We start from the raw sequence: 18972 nt of genomic DNA, 5'->3' as shown, positions 1-18972 counted from the left end.
ATGTCGCCAAAAAAGAAGGCCTTCCGGGATTTTCTGTTTCCCGGAAGGCCTTGTAATTCCATATGGACTGTTTCTTATACGGTCTATTTTACTAAGGAGCAGATTATCTGAACACATCTGTCCACACCCAGCGTCGTGCTGTTCAAAACAATATCGTAGCTCTCTGCGCGCCCCCATTTTTTGTCGGTAAAGAAGTTATAATAGAGGCTTCTGTCCTTGTCTCTTTTTTTGATAAGGCTTTCCGCTTCCCGTGAAGAGATGTTCTGCCGTTCCGTAATCCGTTTGATTCGTTCCGGCATATTTGCACGGATAAATACGGAAATCACATTAGGGTAGGACTCCAGAACAGAATCGGCGCATCTTCCCACAATGATGCAGGATTCCCTGTCGGCCAGCTGCCGGATCACCTGGGACTGTACATTGAACAGCATGTCGTTCATGGGAAGTCCAAAGCCGGTCATTTCGTTGGAATAATCGGAAGGAACGGTATACAGCCAGGGATTGGCACGCTTTTCATCCACCGGTTTCAGATGTTCCATCCCGATACAGCTTTTTTCGGAAGCCATTTGAATCAGCCTGCTGTCGTAGCATTCAATTCCCAGTTCCTTTGCGGCAATTTTACCAATTTCATGACCGCCGCTGCCGAACTGCCTGCCGATCGTAATAATTGTATTTGCCATATAAAAGCCCCCTTTTCTATATGAAAAAACATACGTCAAAAGTTACCTTCCTACTATTATAATACTGCAAAAAAGTAAGTTTGGAAAGAGCAGAAAACAGGGGAAGAGGCGAATTATCGTTCCATTTTAAGAAGAATTTCCGGCGTTCCGTCTTCATAGCGCCATATTCCTTTACAGAGAAAACCATGTCTTTCATAAAAAGATATGGCTCTTTCATTTTTCTTTAAGACCCATAGATATGTAACCGCATGATTTTCCATTGCGAATTCCAGAAGCTTTCCTCCGATTCCCTGGCCCTCAAAAAAACAGTCTACATAAAGCTCCTTTACACAATGGCCTTCTATATGAATCAGGCCTTTGACGAATTCATCGTCATAAACCCAGATGCTGTCCAGAAGATGGGGGTTATTTATATATTCCCGTGCTGCAGATAATACCTGCAGGTTACCGAAGGAAAATTTATCGTCACGAAAAATCGAACGATAATTCATCCTTTTTGTAAACACTAATATTTCTGCGATTCTGGAAATGTCTTCTGTCCCGGCTTTTCTGATATTCATCTTTATGCACCTGCCTGTTCCGATTTTCTTTTTCTTAAAAAATTACACCGCCGAAAAGTATGCCGCCACCTTATCCCAGCTTCAAAACATAAATCATTTCGTCATTGTCGATTCCGGCATAACAAAAATTCAGTTTTTCAAGTAAGGCAATGGAAGCCGTATTCCCGCCCTCGACTCCGGCTTTGATACATGCGGCTCCTCTGTCTTTTAAGGAAGAGATTACGGCGGCAGCCGCTTCACAGGCATAGCCCTGACAAGACATGGTACGGCAGACGGAATACCCTATCCAAAAGGAATCTCCTTCCTGCTTCAGATACACATCACCAATTAATTTTCCGGACTTTTTATGAATGACAGCAAGCTGAACCCCGTCCTGAAAAGTATGCTCACCGAGAAGAGCGTCCTCATATTCCTGTTTTGTCAGCCCTTTAAATCCCTGGTATTTCATCCAGTCCATATCATTTCTATATACCATAAAATCGTCAATATCCGGCGATTCAAACCGGCGTATCAGGCAGCGCTCCGTGCATATTTCCATATCGTTTTCCCTCCTGTTTTCTATTGAAGCCCCCGCCTGCGTTTCAGCCAATTGCCCCTCAGGTAATAAATAATGAACATGACAGAGGTTACTGTCCAGGTCAGCGGATAGCTGAAGGCCACAGTGGAAACATCCGGGCGCAGGGGGACGATGACTAGGATCCAGATAACACGCAGGACGCAGATGCCGAAGCAGGTGAGGAGCATGGGGATGATGGAATCCCCGCAGCCTCTGGCTGTGCCTCCCAAAATTTCAATACAGATATAGGTAATATAGCTTGGAGAGATGACGGCCATCATATGCAGGCCGATATCGATTACGCTGTCATCGGAGGTAAACAGGCGGAAGAAAATCCTGCCGCCGAGAAGCACAACCGCGCTGAGCAGTACGCTGGTAAAGGCGGCCATTCCCAGGCAGACCTTGACGCTTTTATGAATCCGGTCGTATTTGCCTGCGCCGAAATTCTGGCCCGCAAAGGTGGTGATGGCAACACCGTAAGCCCCCATAATCATCCAGAAAATACCGTCCACCTTTCCATAGGCGGTCCAGGCGGCAATCGTATCCGTCCCGAAGGCGTTGATACTGGCCTGGATGATCAGATTGGAAACGGAATACATGGTGGACTGCAGCCCGGCAGGCAGGCCTATGCGGATGATGTGCTTCAGGATAGCCGGGGCAAAACGGATTTCCCTTATATATAATTTATAGGAATCGGTGGTTCTCATCAGTGCGGCGAGAACCATGACGGCGCTTGCCACCTGGGAAAGGGTGGTGGCGATGGCAACGCCTGCCACACCCAGCTTCAGGACAACCACGAAAAATATGTCCAGGATAATATTAATAAAACAGGAAATTATCAGAAAGTACAGAGGCCGTTTGGCATCTCCTGCCGCACGGAGAATACCGGATCCCATGTTATATATTAAAGAAGGAATGACTCCCAGGAAGTATATACGCATATAGGTCAGGGAGAGCTTCATGATATCATCGGGCGTATTCATGAGCTGCAGGGCTGCGCCGGAAAAAATAAGCCCGAGGATCATGATAATGGCACCGCCTGCAAGGGAGAGAGCGATGGAGGTATGTACGGCCTTTTTTACGTCAGCATTGTTTTTAGCTCCGTAAAATTGGGATATAATAACAGTAGCGCCTGAAGACAGACCTACAAAGAAGCCTACCAGAAGGTTGATCAGGGTGGCGGCAGGGCCTCCCACGGCGGCCAGAGCCTCTTTTCCCACAAAATTGCCTACAATAACAGCATCGGCAGTATTGTACAGCTGCTGGAAAAAGGTGCCGAAAAGAATGGGAAAAAAGAAAAGCAGAAGCTGCTTCCAGATAACCCCTTCCGTAATTTGATTTGCTGTCTGTTTTTTCATAAAACCTCCTGCCCGCTTTTTCGGGTGTATAATTTGGTTTAAAGCCTTGCGTGTTTTTGCCTGAACGCCCTTTGGCAAGGATTAACAGGCGGACAATTTACCGCAAAAAAATAGCAGCCTGACGGCGTCTGTTACCTATTATAAAGTGTTTATTCCTGAAACTCAATAGGCGTTTGATTTACTTGACGGATAGGATGGCGGAAAGGTATACTGAAAATTGCTCGTCAGCATATGACTAAAGATAATTTGGAGGATCAGTAAATGATTTCAGTAATTCTTTTATTTATATTGGGGCTGTTTCTTATCTGCTTCGGAGGGGACAAGCTGGTGGATTCTTCCGTGGCCCTGGCTAAGAAAATAGGGATTCCGCAGATTGTTGTGGGGGCAACCATCGTGAGCATCGGTACGACGCTGCCCGAAATCCTGGTATCCACAACCGCCGCGTTTGATGGTTCCGCCGCAATTAGCGCAGGAAATGCTTTCGGCTCCATCATATGTAATACCGCTTTAATCGCCGGCTTCGGACAGCTTATCCGCCCGGCAAAAAAGGTGGAATTCACTTCTCTGGCCTGGAGATGTCTGTTCTTTTTCGCAACGATTCTGGCATTGACGGCATACGGCTGGTTTACCGGCAGTTTTGACAGAGTCAGCGGAATTGTGCTTTTGTGCCTGTTTGTCCTGTATGCGTGGCTGAATATGGCACGTGCCAAATCGGAAGAAGAGGTGACGGTAGAAAGTGAGGAAAGCCTGGAGGAGCTGAAGAAGATTTCTCTTCCCAGGAATCTGATGATGCTGGCCTTCTGTGCGGTGCTTCTGTTCCTCGGCGCCAACCTTCTTGTGGATAACGGCATTATAATCGCCGGTTACCTGGGTGTCCCGGAAAGAGTGATCGCCGTTACGGCCATCGCGCTGGGAACCTCCCTTCCGGAGCTGGTAACCACCATTATGTCATTGGTCAAGGGCTGTGAAAACGTGGGCCTGGGAAATATCATAGGGGCCAATATACTGAATCTGCTGCTTGTCATCGGTATTCCTGCCACGATCACCGGCATGAAGCTGGAGACACAGACAGTACGTGTGGATGCTCCTTTAGGTGCCCTGCTCATGGGTATCCTCATCCTCCCCATCCTTTTCCGGAAAAAAGGAAGCCGTGTCCAGGGGGCCGTGCTTTTAGGCTGTTATGCCCTTTACTGTGCGTTCAACTTTTTCTGAGACTTGTACTTGTAATAGGGAAATGAATCTGCTATAATTTTAGCGGACTATGGAAAAATCTATATATTGAGAATTTTAAAAGGAGATGTCAAAATGAGAGGAAACATTGTAGTTGGACAGTCCGGCGGACCGACAGCCGTAATTAACTCTTCCGTTGCCGGCGTATATGCCGCAGCTAAGAAGCTTGGAGTAAAGAAAATCTATGGTATGGTTCATGGTATTCAGGGATTCTTACAGGACAACCTGATCGACCTTGGAGAGTATCTGGATGACGAAACAGGTATCGAATTACTGAAGAGAACTCCTTCCGCATTTTTAGGCTCCTGCCGTTTCAAAATGCCTAAGATTGAAGGACATGAAGAAGTGTATGAAAAAGTATTCGAAATCATGGAAAAGCATGATATTGAGTGTCTTTTCTACGCAGGCGGAAATGACTCCATGGATACGGTGAAGATGCTGTCCGATTATGCGGCTGCTCACAATAAGCCTCAGCGCTTCATGGGTGTTCCCAAGACAATTGACAATGACCTGCCGGTAACCGATCACTGCCCGGGATACGGTTCCGCAGCTAAATATATCGCAACCAGCATGAAGGAAATCATCCGTGACAACGAGTCCTTCGGTGTGGAAAAGCCCACCGTTTGTATCGTTGAAATCATGGGACGCCATGCAGGATGGCTGACAGCAGCAGCAGCATTAAGCCGCGGCGATGACTGTACAGGACCGGATGCCATCTATCTTCCGGAAGTTACTTTTGATATGGACAAGTTCATGGAGAAGGTAAAGCATCTGGCAGCAACCAAATCCTCCGTTGTAATCGCAGTTTCCGAAGGAATTGCCCTGGCTGACGGACGTTTTGTATGCGAACTGGGCAATGCTTCCGATTTCGTGGATGCATTCGGACACAAGCAGCTTTCCGGCTGTGCGGCTACTCTGGCTAACAAGGTAGCGGCAGAAACAGGACTCAAGACCCGTGCGGTAGAATTCTCCACCCTGCAGCGTGCGGCTACCCACCTCGCTTCCCTGACAGATATCAACGAAGCATTCCAGGTAGGACATGACGCAGTAGTTGCTGCAGAAGAAGGAAAGACCGGCATGATGATCACTCTGGACAGAAATGGAGACGATCCTTACCAGTGCGGTACCAGCGCTTACGATATCCATGCAATCGCCAATGTGGAAAGACCTGTTCCGGCTGAATGGATTACCGAAGACGGCTGCGATGTAAACGAAGGCTATGAGAAATATGCAAGACCTCTCATCATGGGCGAACTGCAGCCGCTGTTCATCAACGGTGTTCCCCGTCATCTTGTAAGAAAATAAATATGTTTATAGAAAAGGCGGTACCGGGATTTCTTCCGGTACCGTTTTTTATTTTTTGAAAACCGTATCCTTTGATTTTCTCAGAATCAGCGTCCGTTTTCGTACAATTTATATATAAGACAGTGTTTTTTTAGTCGGATTTATAGTATTTTTAGAACATGGACACAATTTAGACACATTTGAGGTATACAGTTATATATATGAAGTAAGACACCGGCTGTGCTGACCTGAATAAAAGCCAGAATAGCAGGCGCTTTACAAACAGGGCGGGCAGATGACGGAAATAATAAAAGCCGCAGCCCGGAGAAAATTCAGGAGGCATATAAAATGAGTGATCAGAAAGAATTAGCAAAAATCCAAAAATTTGCGGAAAAGAAAAAAACGGCTGGTATTATTAAAATGATGGGCAAGGCAGACAGTGATGTACTTGTAGCAGCGCTGGAAGCATTGGGAATCATCGGAGATGAGGATTCATTTAACCAGATAACCCATTATCTGGAGCATGAGGATGCAAAGGTAAGAGTTGCCGCCTGCAAGGCAGCACTGGTTATTGATACGGAATATATGAAGACAAGAGTAAGACACCAGCTAATGGTGGAAGCGGATCCGGAAGCAAAGAAACAGATTCAGGATGCACTGAATAATTCGAAAGAAACAAGAGTATAAATTCCATCTACATAGAGTGTGGAATATAATGTGGCTGTAGGGAAGGCGGTGTTCGTAAGACGCTGCTTTACCTACAGCCATTTTTACGCTTTTTTTACCAGCTGTTCTTGACAAGAAAGGGAGGATGGAGTATGATTTGAACAACAGGGAAAACGTTTTCCGGACATGGCAGGGAAAACGGATATGTAAAGGAGGGATGAGATGGCTTCCATCAGGGATGTGGCACAGAAGGCGGGAGTTGCAATTTCTACCGTTTCCAAGGTGCTCAACCAATATCCCAATGTGAGTGAAGAAACGAAAGCCAAAGTAAATGAGGCGATCAGGGAGCTGAATTTCACACCCAATACCATAGCTTCCGCATTATCGTCCAAGCAGGCGGGAAGAGTGGCGCTCCTGTTGAATCTGAATACCCAGACCCAGGCGATTGACGAAATTGATATGCAGTATATTTCCGGAGCCATTAATAAGGCCCAGGAAATGAAGCTGGATGTCATAACTGTATTTTTTTCCATGATCAAAGATCGGGATGTTTACGGAATTGTCAATTATTTAAGGGCACAAAGCATTGAAGGCATTATTATTTACGGAATGAGCCGTGAAGATAAGATTCTTCATAAGCTGATCGAGGAACAGCATTTCCGGATTGTGGTGGTCGATGCCCCGTTTGTGAATCCCAACACCTCTTCGGTGCAGATAGACCATGAAAAGGCGCAGTATGATGTGGCGAAGAAGACAATCCTTGAAAATAAGGGAAATAAAATCCTTTATATTGCAGGGAAAAAGAACGGGTTTGTCACGAAAGACCGGCTTGACGGCATGAAGCGCCTTGCGGAAGAAGAAAAGCTTTCACTGCTTGTCCGTCAGGGAGATTTCAGTGAAAAGAAAGCCAGACAGCTGGCCTTCCAGTATGCCCGAAGCAGGGACATCGTTGTATGCGCTTCGGATTTAATGGCCATCGGCGCTATGAGAGCGCTTCAGGAAATGGATATATTCAGGCCTGTCTGCGGCTTTGACGGAATCACGTTAATGGGATATGCAGGAAAACAGATGAATACGGTGAGACAGGATTTTTACAGGATCTCCGCGGAAGCCATGGAAGAGATGGCGAGGCTTCTGGAAGGCGGGGAAGGACGGGAAATCCTGCTGGACTATTCAATCATAAGAATGCAATATCTGGATATTATATGTTAAATAAACATGTTTTTTATTGTAAAAGCTAGGAGGAAGGAATAATGGCGTTAATGGACACAATTCAAAGGGAAATTCTCGAGGAACGGCTGGAGCAGGAAATGGAAGCTCTGTCACAGGAAATGTACGGGAAAAGGATTGCGGAAATATCAGATAAGGACTTGTATTATGTGATACTGAATCTGACAAAAGGCATGATGAGTGCAACCATCCCTACAGACGGAAAGAAAAAGGTATATTATATTTCCGCAGAATTCCTTATCGGAAAGCTGCTTTCCAACAACCTGATAAATTTAGGGGTTTATGACAAGGTGGAGAGCATATTGAAGGCGAAAGGAAGAAATCTGGCGGAAATCGAAGAAGCGGAGCCGGAACCTTCTTTAGGAAACGGCGGTCTGGGAAGGCTTGCGGCATGCTTCATGGATTCTATCGCCACTCTGGGGCTTCCCGGAGAGGGAATCGGCCTGAATTATCATTTCGGCCTTTTCAAACAGGCCTTTAAGGATAATCTGCAGACGGCGGAAAAGGACGCATGGCTGGAAAAACAGTCCTGGCTCACCAAAACCGATACCAGCTTCGATGTGTATTTTGGAAAGAAAAAGGTGACGTCCAGACTTTACGATATTGATGTGATTGGATATGACAGCGGTGTGAACAAACTGCGTCTGTTTGATTTGGAGTCCGTGGATGAGAGCCTGGTGAAGGACGGCATTACCTTTGATAAAGAGGACGTGGAAAAAAATCTGACTCTGTTCCTTTATCCGGATGATTCGGACGAAGCAGGAAATTTACTGCGTATTTACCAGCAGTATTTTATGGTGAGCAATGCGGCCCAGCTCATTCTGAAGGAGATGAGGGAGAAGCATTATGATCTGCGCAAGCTGTATGAGCATGCGGTAATCCAGATCAATGACACGCATCCTTCCATGATCATCCCTGAATTGATCCGTATCCTGGTGGAGGAGAAAGCCTTTACCATAGATGAAGCGATTGAAGTGGTGAGCAAAACCTGTGCTTACACAAACCATACGATTCTGGCAGAAGCCCTGGAAAAATGGCCTTATGCTTATTTGGAGAAGGTTGTGCCTCAGCTGATTCCTGTTATCGACGAGCTTGATAAAAGGATCAAGGCAAAATATAAGGATCCCAAGGTACAGATCATCGACAAGGATAAGAGGGTCCATATGGCCCATATGGATATCCACTACGGTTTCTCAGTAAACGGTGTGGCGGCTATTCATACCCAGATCCTTGAGGAAACGGAGCTGCATCATTTTTATGAGATTTATCCGGAAAAATTCAATAATAAGACAAACGGCATAACCTTCCGCAGGTGGCTGCTTTCCTGTAACAGGGAACTGACCTCTTTGATTGAGGAAGGGATCGGCTGCGGCTTCAAGAAGGATGCGGATGAACTGGAGAAGCTCCTGGAATTCAAAAATGATGAAGAATTCCTGAATCGTCTGGAAGCCATCAAGATGGATAATAAGAAAAAACTGGCGGCCTTCATACAGGAAAAAGAAGGGGTGGAAATCAACCCTGATTCCGTATTTGATATCCAGGCCAAGAGGCTTCATGAGTATAAGCGCCAGCAGATGAATGCGCTGTACATCATTCATAAATACCTGGAAATTAAAAAAGGAAAGAAGCCCTCCGTTCCGGTAACCTATATATTCGGCGCCAAGGCGGCACCCGCTTATGTCATTGCACAGGATATCATCCATCTGCTCCTTGTTCTGCAGGAAATCTTGAATAAGGATCCGGAAGCCAGCAAGTATATGAAGATCGTCATGGTGGAAAATTATAATGTAAGCTATGCGGAGAAGCTGATTCCCGCCTGTGATATTTCCGAGCAGATATCCCTCGCTTCCAAGGAAGCCTCCGGCACCGGCAATATGAAATTCATGCTTAACGGTGCGGTGACGCTGGGAACAGCGGACGGAGCCAATGTGGAAATCCATGATCTGGTTGGTGACGACAATATCTATATTTTCGGAAAGGATTCCGAAACGGTCATTAAGCATTATGAAAAGGCAGATTATGTATCGAAGGATTATTATAAGAAGAGTCCTGTCATCAGGGAAGCGGTGGACTTCATTATAGGTGAGCAGGCGATGAAGGCCGGCCATAAGGAAAATCTGGAACGCCTTTACAAAGAGCTTTTGAACAAAGACTGGTTTATGACGCTTCTGGATCTGGAGGATTATATCGCTGTTAAGGATAAGATGCTGGAAGATTATAAAGACAGGGAAAAATGGAAAAAGATGATGCTTGTTAATATTGCCAAAGCCGGCTTCTTCTCTTCTGACAGGACAATCAGGGAATATAACAGGGATATCTGGAAGTTAAAATGATAAGCTGAGCTGATTGGAAAACAGGTGTGCAACGCCTGCAGAGGGGTATATAAATGAGAAGAAGTGGTATATTAATGCCGGTTTCCAGCCTTCCTTCGGAGTATGGAATCGGATCCTTTTCGAAGGAAGCTTATGAATTTGTGGATTTTCTGGAAAGCGCGGGGCAAAAGCTGTGGCAGATACTGCCCCTTGGCCCCACCGGGTACGGGGATTCCCCGTACCAGTCCTTTTCCACATTTGCAGGAAATCCGTATTTTATTGATTTGGAAAGCCTTGTGGAAGAAGGCTGGATCACCCGCGCCGAATGTGATAAAATGGACTTTGGAGAGGACGAATGCTATATCGATTATGAAAAGATGTATCATTCCCGTTTCCGGATCCTGAAAAAGGCTTTTGATAAAAGCGGCATAGAGGAAAATCCTGAATATCAGGAGTTTGTGAAAGAAAATGCTTTCTGGCTGGAGGATTATTCCTTATACATGGCCATTAAGGATTCCCTTGGAGGAGCCAGCTTCCTGACCTGGGAACAGGATATTAAGCTCCGCAGGGAAGAGGCCCTGGAGGAATGGCGTAAGAAGCTTTCGAAGGAAATTGCTTTTTATAAGTTCCAGCAGTTCCTGTTTACGAAGCAGTGGCTCGCACTGAAGAGCTATGCGAATAAGAAGGGGATCCTTATTGTTGGGGATATTCCTATTTATGTGGCGCTGGACGGAGCGGATACCTGGGCCAATCCGGAGCTTTTCCAGCTGGATGAGGATTGTACGCCCCTTGCAGTGGCCGGCTGTCCGCCGGATGCATTTTCCGCAACAGGGCAGCTTTGGGGAAATCCTCTTTACCGTTGGGAATACCATAAGGAAACAGGCTATGCCTGGTGGATGAAGCGTATTTCCTATTGTTATAAGCTGTACGATATCCTGCGTATCGATCATTTCCGCGGATTTGAATCCTACTATTCGATACCGTACGGAGATCCCACGGCAGAGTTCGGCCACTGGGAAAAAGGGCCTGATTATGATTTCTTCCGTACGCTGAAGCAGGAGCTTGGCGCAAAGGAAGTGATCGCGGAGGATTTGGGCTATCTGACCCCTGCGGTGCTTAAGATGGTAAAGAAAACAGGCTACCCGGGGATGAAGGTACTTCAGTTCGCTTTTGATCCCAGGGAAGAGAGCGATTATCTTCCTCATAACTATACCCAGAACAGTGTGGTATATACGGGGACCCATGATAACCAGACGACAACGGCCTGGGTGGAAGAAATTGGCAGAGAGGATCGGGCTTTTGCCAAACAATATCTGAATGTAAAAAGGAGCAAGGACGTGCCGGAAGCCATGGTAAGGGCGGCGCTTTCCAGCGTTTCCGACACTGCTGTAATACCGGTTCAGGACTGGCTGGGCCTGGGTGCCGAGGCACGTATCAATACCCCCTCCACTCTGGGGGAGAACTGGAAGTGGCGCCTGAAAAAAGGCCAGTGCAGCCAGGAGCTTGCGGAGCACATCCGCACGATGACCAGACTGTACGGCAGATAAGCAGTATAATATAGAAAAAACCGCCGCAGGGCGGTTTTTTCTGTCTTTACATAGCTTCAGTATGGAAAGGAAAACAAACAGCTCAGAAGTCAAACGACCAGGAGGTATGGGGATGGAAAACAAGGAAATGACTTATTTGGGAAAACCCGTGGATTGGAGCAGGGAAAAAGCGGGAGACGGTTATCCGCTCCTTCTTTATGCGGAAGATGATGGGAAAAGGCTGCATTGGGATCAGGAGAAATATCCCTGTTTTTTCTGGCAGGTTTCCGTGGATAAGGACACGGAGCATATGGACATTGCGGAGCAGATGCGTGCCCTTGTGGAAAAATATCCTGTTGATGTGAGCCGGATCTACGGGGCAGGAGCGGGAAAAGCCGCGAATGTGATTTGGGAAATGATGGGTGCATATCCGGATTTATTCGCCGCTGTGGCTGTTTCCGGAGGCGCGGGACAGACCTGGAAGGTGAGAAGGGCATCCTATGTGCCGGCATGGATATTCGGCCGTGAGAATGACAGCTATTGTCCGGCGGGCGGACAGATCTGGTCGGACCAGGGAAAACTCCTTCATGGCTGCCTTACACTGGTCAGAAGCCTGAGGGCGGCAGGAAACGAAAGAGTGCTTTATTCCCCCAAGCCGGAAATGACGGGAGAAGAACTGCTGGAGGACAAAGAGGCCGTACAGTGGATGTTTGTCCGGAGCAAAAGAGAGGGCTACCGTATCGATATGCTCCGTCCCGGCGTCTGGAAGCTTCAGGATTATACGGGAAGCTCCTTCTATGTAGTGGAAGGCACCAGGGCGGCGCTGGTTATTGATACAGGCTTCGGGCCGGAGCTGGTTACCCCGTGGATAAGAAAAATCACGTCACTTCCGCTGGAGCTGGCATTGACCCACTGCCACGGGGATCATATGTATCATGCGGATGAATTCAAAACCGTATATCTGTCCGCCAAAGAAAAGGAACCGCTGGAGAGAATGAAAAAGACCATGCTCGCAGGCAGAGACATCGACTATGATTCCCTTCAGGATATTCCTGACGGCACCGTGATCGATTTGGGCGGCCTGGGGATTGAAGTGATGGAGCTGCCGGGGCATACGCCGGGCAGCGTACTTTTTATCGATCATACCCATAAGGTGATCTTCACGGGTGACGCCATCGGATCCGGACAGATGGTGCTCCTGCAGCTGGAACCGGTGATATCCCTGAAGGAATATAAGAAGAATCTGGAACGTCTGTATGAACGGCTGGAGGAGATGGACGACTATGTGCTCCTGGGAGGGCATATGGAACAGGAGGGAGGCTATCCTTTCGGAACGCCCTATAATCCGTCGCCCTATAATCCTCTGGGCAGGGAGGTCGTGCAGGATATGATGGAGCTGTGCGATATCTTCGGAAGCGACAAGGTGAAAAAGGAAGAACTGCCGCCGGACCGGATGTGTGAGGAACCCTCCTTCCTGGGATATTTCGGCAAAGCCGGACTCTGTGCCAGAAGCAGCCAGTTCTGAAATTTCCATGAAAAATATCCCTGAAAGTTACCAGGAAAGCCTCCGGAATTGTTTCCGAAGGCTTTCTTAAGAAAATCCTTAGGAATTTAACCGTCGGTTTCGTTGATTTTTTATAACATATCATATATAATTTATCCAGACGTTTATCTTGAGGGGAACTGATAGAGACTGGGAGAATAATATGAGTGATAAAGATTGGACAGACCTGGGGAATGATATCAGGGACATGGTGGATGACGCTGTCAAGTCACAGGACTTCAGAAAACTGAATGAAAATATCTGCCGTACCGTGACGGACGGGCTTGACAATATCAGCAGAAGTATAAAGAAAAATCTGGGATATGGGGATCCGCACGGCCCCTATCAGAATAATAACGGACAGTGGGGACCCCATTATACAAACGGCCCCGGAGTGCCGCCCGGACAGCCGCAGGGACCGAACCCTGCAGGGCCTTTTCCTAATAACGGCGCCGGAAACTGGCGTCAGGGGAATGGCGGCAATCCCGGGCCGGGGAATCCGGTTCAGGGGAATCCCGGACAGGCAGGGGGCTGGAGACCGCAGAATGGTGTTCCTTATGGAAATAATGCGCCGGGACAATGGCAGTATAACCGTCCGCCCCAGAATGCCGCGGGCACGGCGGTGCAGAATGCTTTTTCATCGGCAAGGAACAGCCTGATGCAGCATCCGCTCTATGCCAAGACCTTTGGCTCTCAGGCGGGAGGGACAGCCTTGTCCGCAGTGGGCTTTACGATTGCGGGATGCTCTGCGGTGGGAATACTGATAACCGCGTTGGTAGGGCTTGCCAGTACCTGGGTGGGCGGCATGAGCGTGGCCATAGCCATTCTTGCGGTGGTTTTGGGCGGCTCATCTATTATGGCCTGGAAAGGGACCAGTATCCTGGGAAGGGTAAAAAGATTCCGTAAATATGTGGACGGGCTGAAGGGAAGGACCTACTGCAGCGTCAGGGAACTGGCAGAAGCCGTCGGCAAGAATGAAAAGTATGTCCGCAATGACCTGCAGAAGCTGATAAAGATGGGCTGGTTCAAGCAGGGGCATATGGACCGTATGGGGACATGCCTGATTGTCAGCCATGAAACCTACAAACAGTATGAGGAAACACAGCTGCGGCTTGACGAACGCCAGAAGCAGGAAAGCGCCAGGGAACTGGAAATGAAAAAAGCAACGGACGGACTTTCCGGGGAAGTGAAGGAAATGATCCGGACGGGAAATGAATATATTATCCAGATTAAGAAAAGCAACGACGCTATCAAGGGAGAGGAAATTTCCGAAAAGATATCCCACATGCAGATGATTGTGGAAAAGATTTTCCAGAGGGTGAAGGAACATCCTGAATTTGCCCCGGATCTTCACAAATTTATGGAATATTATCTTCCTACAACAGTAAAACTTCTGGATGCCTATGAAGAACTGGATAAACAGCCCGTACAGGGAGAAAATATCACAAATGGGAAGGGTGAGATTGAGAAAACGCTGGATACGCTGAATGTGGCGTTTGAAAAGCTGTTGGACAGCCTGTTTGAGGATACGGCCTGGGATGTTGCAACCGATATTTCCGTCCTGCATACCATGCTGGCGCAGGAAGGCCTGACGGAATCCGGTATGAAAGCAAAAGACTGATACTGCAAAGAGAGATAAAAGGAGCATAAAAAATGAGTGAAGAATTCAAAGATTTTACGGCAACGCCCACACTGACACTGAACCCGGTGGCTGAAGAAAGCGCGGTGCCGGCAATGGCGCAGGAAACCCGTGTCCAGCCCAATGAAGCAGGCTGGGATGACAGCATGCTCAGCGCTGAAGAAAAACAGATGGTAGTGGATTTTTCCAAACAGATAGATCTGAAAAATTCCAATTTGATCATGCAGTATGGTGCAGGCGCACAGAAGAAAATGGCGGACTTCTCTGAAAAAGCCCTGGATAATGTAAAGACACAGGATCTGGGAGAGGTCGGAGATCTTCTCAGCGGCGTTGTTTCTGAATTAAAGAGTTTTGATGCGGAAGAGGAAAGAGGCGTTTTCGGATTCTTCAAGAAATCTGCAAATAAGATAACCGCCATGAAGGCAAAATATGCCAAGGCGGAAACTAACATAAATAAAATCTGCCAGGTCCTGGAGGGACATCAGGTACAGCTGATGAAGGATGCTGCTACTCTGGACAAGATGTATGAGCTGAACAAAACGTATTTCAAAGAGCTGTCCATGTATATCCTGGCCGGAAAGAAAAAGCTGAAAGAGGTCAGAGAAGGCGAGCTGGCACAGATTACGGCAAAGGCCCAGCAGTCAGGGCTGCCTGAGGATGCCCAGGAAGCAAGAGACCTGGATTCCATGTGCAACCGTTTTGAGAAGAAGCTTCACGATCTGGAGCTTACCCGTATGATATCCATTCAGACGGCGCCTCAGATCCGTCTGGTGCAGAATAATGATACGCTGATGGTGGAAAAGATTCAGTCTACTATCGTCAATACTGTGCCCTTGTGGAAAAGCCAGATGGTTCTGGCGCTGGGTGTGGAACACTCCACCCAGGCGGCTGCTGCACAGCGTCAGGTTATGGATATGACTAATGAACTGCTTCGCAAGAACGCAGCCACACTGAAAACGGCAACCATTGAGACCGCCAAGGAATCCGAACGCGGAATCGTGGATATGGAGACTCTGAAGATTACCAATGAATCCCTGATTTCCACGCTGGACGAGGTAATGCGTATCCAGCAGGAGGGCAGGCAGAAGCGCCAGGAAGCGGAAGTGGAAATGGCACGTATGGAAAGCGAACTGAAAACAAAGCTGCTGCAGATCAGCGGCTGAAAAAAGCAGGGAGGCTTAAAATTAAGCCTCCCTGTTGTTATGGACTAAAATTGTTTTGTACTCAGGGTGGAGTTATGATACTCCGGGTTAAAAGTTACATCTTCCAGAAACCATTCCGGCGGGATAAAAGCTTCCGCTTCTTTTTCTGTGGGAAATTCCACCTCCGCAATGACCAAAGGCGCGAATGGCTCCATAAAAACATCCAGCTCGATGGTATAGGGAGGAAGCGGGATAAGATACCTGCGCTTTGTAATGATATTTCCGTCGGCTTTGGCAACCAGGTGGTTATAAGCCTGTTCATTCAGAGGAAGATTATATTCCTCCCTGGCCATGAGCCCCTTTCCCTTATAGGTGAGATAATAGGTATCGTCCTCTCTGCGGACACGTACAACCGGGTTTGTATTCAGGTATCCCTGTTCAATGAGATGGCTGTCATACCGGGCCAGATCTTCCGGCAGCTGTCTGACTGTAAATTTTCTTTCTATTTCCATCGGTATTCCTCTTTTCTCCTGCATGGTACGGCGCTGCATGAATATTACAGTAATGCGCTGTATAGGCCTTGGGCCGGCAGATTTTTTTATTCATGGCCTCTTTTTTTTCAGTGTAACACAGGGCAGCGTATGGTACAAGGCGGATGCTTGCGCAATTAAGGCAATGCCGCCGTATAAGTCACGGTTCCTGGTTCTGCTGTCCTCCTTTCCATTATAAAATTAAGGAAATATTCACAGAAATTTTATTGGATATTGGGTGGCTATTTGGTACAATGAACAAGGATATAAGAAAAGCTTGCCTGAAAGAACAACAGTTGTATAATAAGTGCGCCAACGCGTACGGATGGGAGCAAAAATGAGCAGAATCGGAATTTTTTTTGCAGAAGGATATGAAGAGATAGAAGCCCTGACTGTAGTGGACCTGGTGAGAAGGGCGGGAATCTCCATTGACATGATCTCAGTTACAGAAGCAGGAGAAGTAACAGGTTCTCATGGCATAACGGTAAAAATGGACAGAACGCTTGCGGAAACAGACTTTTCTCAGCTGGATATGCTTGTTCTTCCCGGAGGTATGCCGGGGACAAAAGGGCTTGAGGACTGTGAAGCGCTGATGGAAAAGCTGGATGAATTTTACACGTCCGGAAAGTATATAGCCGCTATTTGTGCGGCCCCCAGTATTTTTGGACACAGAGGTTATCTGAAGGGAAGGAAGGCAACCTCTTATCCGGATTTTGAAAGCCATCTGGAGGGCGCCGATGTTACCGGAGCAGCCGCAATCGTGGATGGAAATGTCATTACCGGCAGAGGAATGGGCTGTGCAATTCCCTTCGGACTCGCTATAGTAGAGCACTTTAAGGGAAAGAGTGCGGCGGACGAGCTTGCGGAAAAAATTGTTTACAGCAGATAAGGAATAGAAAAGGGAGTTATAACGACGAATGAATATTTTATTTTTTCTGACCCCAAAAAGCGAAGTGGCCTATGTAGATGAAAATGACAGCCTTCGTCAGGTCCTGGAAAAGATGGAGCATCACGGCTATGCAGCGGTCCCGCTGTTATCTTCCGGGGGGAAGTATATCGGGACAATAACGGAAGGGGATGTCCTCTGGAAGCTGAAAAAAGAAGGTTTTCCGGAACTTCATGAAATGGAAGATATTTCTGTCATGGAAATGATTAGGAACCGGGACAATAAACCCGTACATATTAATGTGGATATGGAAGGGCTGATGGAACGGATAATGAAACAGAACTTTGTTCCCGTTGTGGATGATGATAAGGTTTTTATTGGAATTGTCACAAGAAAGGATGCTATCCAGTATCTGATCGATGAACTGAAAAAAAGGAAGTATGACGGCACGGCTGCCGATAAAATTAAGACAATGGTACAGGCGGCCAAATAATAGAAAAACAAATATCCCGGCAGCTATGCTGCCGGGATTCCTGTTACAGAAAAAGTTATTTCATCTGCTCTTCCTGTTTCTTGATCATTCTACGAACCATTTCTCCGCCGATAGAACCAGCTTCTTTGGAAGTAAGGTCACCGTTGTAGCCTTCTTTTAAGTTAACTCCTAATTCAGAAGCAACCTCAGTTTTGAAACGATCCATTGCTGCCTTTGCTTCAGGGACCTCTACTCTATTAGATCTGTTAGAACTTGCCATTTGAATTCACCTCCGTAATTCTTGTTTCTATTTTTCTTAGTTTTTTTAGATAAGCGGGCGGCGACATTCGTTGGCCGTCCGCTTATCCAGGGGGATGTCTGAATTTGCATATCGGCGTTTCGTTTGTTTCCGTCGCTTATCTTGATGTTATTATTTGCGGAATTCATTTAATTATTATGACAATATCTGGTAATTTTACGGAGGCGTTTTCAGAAAGAAAAACGCTGCTTTTGGAATACTTATTTATAAAAGCAAAATGAATTTAAAAAGGCCGGATAATTTCATCAGCCATATAAGAAGCTTCCGCTTCCTCATGCGTCACGAGAAGCACGGTTTTGGCATTACCCGCGGCGGCGGCCTGCCTGACGGAGCCCAAAGTATAATCCATAATCCGAAGACGGGTATCCGTATCCAGCCCCTTAAAAGGTTCATCCAGCAAAAGCAGATCATAAGGAGAAAGCAAAGCCCGAAGCAGCGCCACACGCCGGCTCTGCCCGCCGGAAAGCTCTCTCACCGGCTGCGAAGCACAGGAAAGCAGATCCGTTTCTTCCAAAGCCCTTAAAATAGTCTGCTTAGGAAAATGCGATCCCGCAGTAAGACGTATATTGGAGACCGGACTCAAATTGCCGCACAGCCGATCCTCCTGAAAAACGGCTGAAAGCCGCATCCCCTGAATCCCCTCAACAGAACCGGAATCCGCCTCCTCCAGCCCCATCAGTATCCGAAGCAAAGTAGTTTTCCCGGCCCCCGAAGGAGCCATCAGTGCAGTTATACAACCATACCTTATTGTAAAGGAAAGTTCCTTCAACACTTTTTTTTCATGATAACTCTTCGATAATTGTATAATACGAATATCTTCCGGCATATATACCTCCTTTAACCTTCGCATCCGGAGCGGTTCCCTGGGTCCCGGCTGTCTCTTGTACACATATAGAGGGGTATAAGAGACAGTCTATGTAGTGGAAGGCACCAGGGCGGCGCTGGTTATTGATACAGGCTTCGGGCCGGAGCTGGTTACCCCGTGGATAAGAAAAATCACGTCACTTCCGCTGGAGCTGGCATTGACCCACTGCCACGG

The 18972-nt window shown here is 47.3% G+C and carries 18 protein-coding genes; 11 read left to right on the top strand and 7 right to left on the bottom strand.

The window, feature by feature from the left end:
- Positions 1 to 83 precede the first annotated feature (83 nt).
- The 4 genes from BLA28_RS00095 to BLA28_RS00080 all read right to left on the bottom strand — a co-directional run bounded on the left by BLA28_RS00095 (position 84) and on the right by BLA28_RS00080 (position 3154).
- Positions 84 to 680: a cytidylate kinase-like family protein gene (locus BLA28_RS00095; protein ID WP_069155538.1), complete on the bottom strand. Its 597-nt coding sequence runs from the start codon at positions 678 to 680 to the stop codon at positions 84 to 86.
- Between the two features lie 113 nt (positions 681 to 793).
- On the bottom strand, positions 794 to 1240 hold the full coding sequence (locus BLA28_RS00090; protein ID WP_044963393.1) for a GNAT family N-acetyltransferase: 447 nt from the start codon (positions 1238 to 1240) through the stop codon (positions 794 to 796).
- A gap of 70 nt (positions 1241 to 1310) precedes the next feature.
- A complete protein-coding gene (locus tag BLA28_RS00085) occupies positions 1311 to 1778 on the bottom strand; it encodes a GNAT family N-acetyltransferase (protein WP_071698853.1) in 468 nt (155 codons plus the stop codon).
- Positions 1779 to 1798: 20 nt separating this feature from the next.
- Positions 1799 to 3154: an MATE family efflux transporter gene (locus BLA28_RS00080; protein ID WP_069152293.1), complete on the bottom strand. Its 1356-nt coding sequence runs from the start codon at positions 3152 to 3154 to the stop codon at positions 1799 to 1801.
- 261 nt (positions 3155 to 3415) lie between these two features.
- On the opposite strand from BLA28_RS00080, the gene BLA28_RS00075 reads away from it, so the two are divergent.
- The 9 genes from BLA28_RS00075 to BLA28_RS00035 all read left to right on the top strand — a co-directional run bounded on the left by BLA28_RS00075 (position 3416) and on the right by BLA28_RS00035 (position 15747).
- Positions 3416 to 4366 carry a calcium/sodium antiporter gene (locus BLA28_RS00075; protein ID WP_044963396.1) on the top strand — a complete coding sequence of 317 codons (951 nt, stop codon included), beginning with the start codon at positions 3416 to 3418 and terminating at the stop codon, positions 4364 to 4366.
- A 93-nt stretch (positions 4367 to 4459) separates the two neighbouring features.
- On the top strand, positions 4460 to 5689 hold the full coding sequence (locus BLA28_RS00070; RefSeq protein ID WP_009255835.1) for a 6-phosphofructokinase: 1230 nt from the start codon (positions 4460 to 4462) through the stop codon (positions 5687 to 5689).
- A gap of 327 nt (positions 5690 to 6016) precedes the next feature.
- Complete coding sequence (locus tag BLA28_RS00065; RefSeq protein WP_009255834.1) at positions 6017 to 6355, top strand: HEAT repeat domain-containing protein; 339 nt, start codon at positions 6017 to 6019, stop codon at positions 6353 to 6355.
- A gap of 201 nt (positions 6356 to 6556) precedes the next feature.
- Entirely contained in the window at positions 6557 to 7546 is a 990-nt protein-coding gene (locus tag BLA28_RS00060; RefSeq protein WP_069155536.1) for a LacI family DNA-binding transcriptional regulator, read from the top strand.
- 41 nt (positions 7547 to 7587) lie between these two features.
- Positions 7588 to 9897: a glycogen/starch/alpha-glucan phosphorylase gene (locus tag BLA28_RS00055; protein WP_081329770.1), complete on the top strand. Its 2310-nt coding sequence runs from the start codon at positions 7588 to 7590 to the stop codon at positions 9895 to 9897.
- 53 nt (positions 9898 to 9950) lie between these two features.
- Positions 9951 to 11423 (top strand): 4-alpha-glucanotransferase, encoded by a 1473-nt coding sequence (malQ, locus tag BLA28_RS00050; protein ID WP_069155535.1) that lies wholly within the window; start codon positions 9951 to 9953, stop codon positions 11421 to 11423.
- Between the two features lie 112 nt (positions 11424 to 11535).
- A complete protein-coding gene (locus tag BLA28_RS00045; protein ID WP_069155534.1) occupies positions 11536 to 12927 on the top strand; it encodes an MBL fold metallo-hydrolase in 1392 nt (463 codons plus the stop codon).
- A gap of 181 nt (positions 12928 to 13108) precedes the next feature.
- Positions 13109 to 14566, top strand: coding sequence for a 5-bromo-4-chloroindolyl phosphate hydrolysis family protein (locus tag BLA28_RS00040; RefSeq protein WP_069155533.1), 1458 nt, complete (start codon positions 13109 to 13111; stop codon positions 14564 to 14566).
- Between the two features lie 32 nt (positions 14567 to 14598).
- Complete coding sequence (locus BLA28_RS00035; protein WP_069155532.1) at positions 14599 to 15747, top strand: toxic anion resistance protein; 1149 nt, start codon at positions 14599 to 14601, stop codon at positions 15745 to 15747.
- A 44-nt stretch (positions 15748 to 15791) separates the two neighbouring features.
- On the opposite strand, the gene BLA28_RS00030 is transcribed toward BLA28_RS00035, so the two are convergent.
- The gene (locus BLA28_RS00030; protein WP_069155531.1) at positions 15792 to 16238 is read right to left on the bottom strand and encodes a CYTH domain-containing protein; all 447 of its coding nucleotides are present in this window, start codon (positions 16236 to 16238) and stop codon (positions 15792 to 15794) included.
- 355 nt (positions 16239 to 16593) lie between these two features.
- Here BLA28_RS00030 and BLA28_RS00020 point away from each other — a divergent pair, with 355 nt between their 5' ends.
- On the top strand, positions 16594 to 17145 hold the full coding sequence (locus BLA28_RS00020; protein ID WP_044971411.1) for a DJ-1 family glyoxalase III: 552 nt from the start codon (positions 16594 to 16596) through the stop codon (positions 17143 to 17145).
- 28 nt (positions 17146 to 17173) lie between these two features.
- On the top strand, positions 17174 to 17635 hold the full coding sequence (locus tag BLA28_RS00015; RefSeq protein ID WP_044971412.1) for a CBS domain-containing protein: 462 nt from the start codon (positions 17174 to 17176) through the stop codon (positions 17633 to 17635).
- 55 nt (positions 17636 to 17690) lie between these two features.
- Here BLA28_RS00015 and BLA28_RS00010 read toward each other — a convergent pair whose 3' ends face one another.
- Entirely contained in the window at positions 17691 to 17894 is a 204-nt protein-coding gene (locus BLA28_RS00010) for an alpha/beta-type small acid-soluble spore protein (RefSeq protein WP_009255824.1), read from the bottom strand.
- Between the two features lie 262 nt (positions 17895 to 18156).
- On the bottom strand, positions 18157 to 18759 hold the full coding sequence (locus tag BLA28_RS00005) for an ATP-binding cassette domain-containing protein (protein ID WP_069155529.1): 603 nt from the start codon (positions 18757 to 18759) through the stop codon (positions 18157 to 18159).
- Positions 18760 to 18972: the final 213 nt, after the last annotated feature.

This window comes from Eisenbergiella tayi, assembly GCF_001881565.1.
In the GTDB taxonomy this organism is placed as follows: Bacteria; Bacillota; Clostridia; order Lachnospirales; family Lachnospiraceae; genus Eisenbergiella; species Eisenbergiella tayi.
The sequence above is the reverse complement of the archived record's forward strand: the minus strand, read 5'-3'. Positions and strand labels throughout refer to the sequence as shown.

Excerpts from the sequence above, each read along its gene's own strand:
- BLA28_RS00060 (WP_069155536.1), top strand. The coding sequence starts at position 6,557 with ATGGCTTCCATCAGGGATGTGGCACAGAAGGCGGGAGTTGCAATTTCT.
- BLA28_RS00090 (WP_044963393.1), bottom strand. The coding sequence starts at position 1,240 with ATGAATATCAGAAAAGCCGGGACAGAAGACATTTCCAGAATCGCAGAA.
- BLA28_RS00015 (WP_044971412.1), top strand. The coding sequence starts at position 17,174 with ATGAATATTTTATTTTTTCTGACCCCAAAAAGCGAAGTGGCCTATGTA.
- BLA28_RS00010 (WP_009255824.1), bottom strand. The coding sequence starts at position 17,894 with ATGGCAAGTTCTAACAGATCTAATAGAGTAGAGGTCCCTGAAGCAAAG.
- BLA28_RS00040 (WP_069155533.1), top strand. The coding sequence starts at position 13,109 with ATGAGTGATAAAGATTGGACAGACCTGGGGAATGATATCAGGGACATG.
- malQ (WP_069155535.1), top strand. The coding sequence starts at position 9,951 with ATGAGAAGAAGTGGTATATTAATGCCGGTTTCCAGCCTTCCTTCGGAG.
- BLA28_RS00035 (WP_069155532.1), top strand. The coding sequence starts at position 14,599 with ATGAGTGAAGAATTCAAAGATTTTACGGCAACGCCCACACTGACACTG.
- BLA28_RS00030 (WP_069155531.1), bottom strand. The coding sequence starts at position 16,238 with ATGGAAATAGAAAGAAAATTTACAGTCAGACAGCTGCCGGAAGATCTG.
- BLA28_RS00095 (WP_069155538.1), bottom strand. The coding sequence starts at position 680 with ATGGCAAATACAATTATTACGATCGGCAGGCAGTTCGGCAGCGGCGGT.
- BLA28_RS00080 (WP_069152293.1), bottom strand. The coding sequence starts at position 3,154 with ATGAAAAAACAGACAGCAAATCAAATTACGGAAGGGGTTATCTGGAAG.
- BLA28_RS00020 (WP_044971411.1), top strand. The coding sequence starts at position 16,594 with ATGAGCAGAATCGGAATTTTTTTTGCAGAAGGATATGAAGAGATAGAA.
- BLA28_RS00075 (WP_044963396.1), top strand. The coding sequence starts at position 3,416 with ATGATTTCAGTAATTCTTTTATTTATATTGGGGCTGTTTCTTATCTGC.
- BLA28_RS00005 (WP_069155529.1), bottom strand. The coding sequence starts at position 18,759 with ATGCCGGAAGATATTCGTATTATACAATTATCGAAGAGTTATCATGAA.
- BLA28_RS00055 (WP_081329770.1), top strand. The coding sequence starts at position 7,588 with ATGGCGTTAATGGACACAATTCAAAGGGAAATTCTCGAGGAACGGCTG.
- BLA28_RS00045 (WP_069155534.1), top strand. The coding sequence starts at position 11,536 with ATGGAAAACAAGGAAATGACTTATTTGGGAAAACCCGTGGATTGGAGC.
- BLA28_RS00070 (WP_009255835.1), top strand. The coding sequence starts at position 4,460 with ATGAGAGGAAACATTGTAGTTGGACAGTCCGGCGGACCGACAGCCGTA.
- BLA28_RS00065 (WP_009255834.1), top strand. The coding sequence starts at position 6,017 with ATGAGTGATCAGAAAGAATTAGCAAAAATCCAAAAATTTGCGGAAAAG.
- BLA28_RS00085 (WP_071698853.1), bottom strand. The coding sequence starts at position 1,778 with ATGGAAATATGCACGGAGCGCTGCCTGATACGCCGGTTTGAATCGCCG.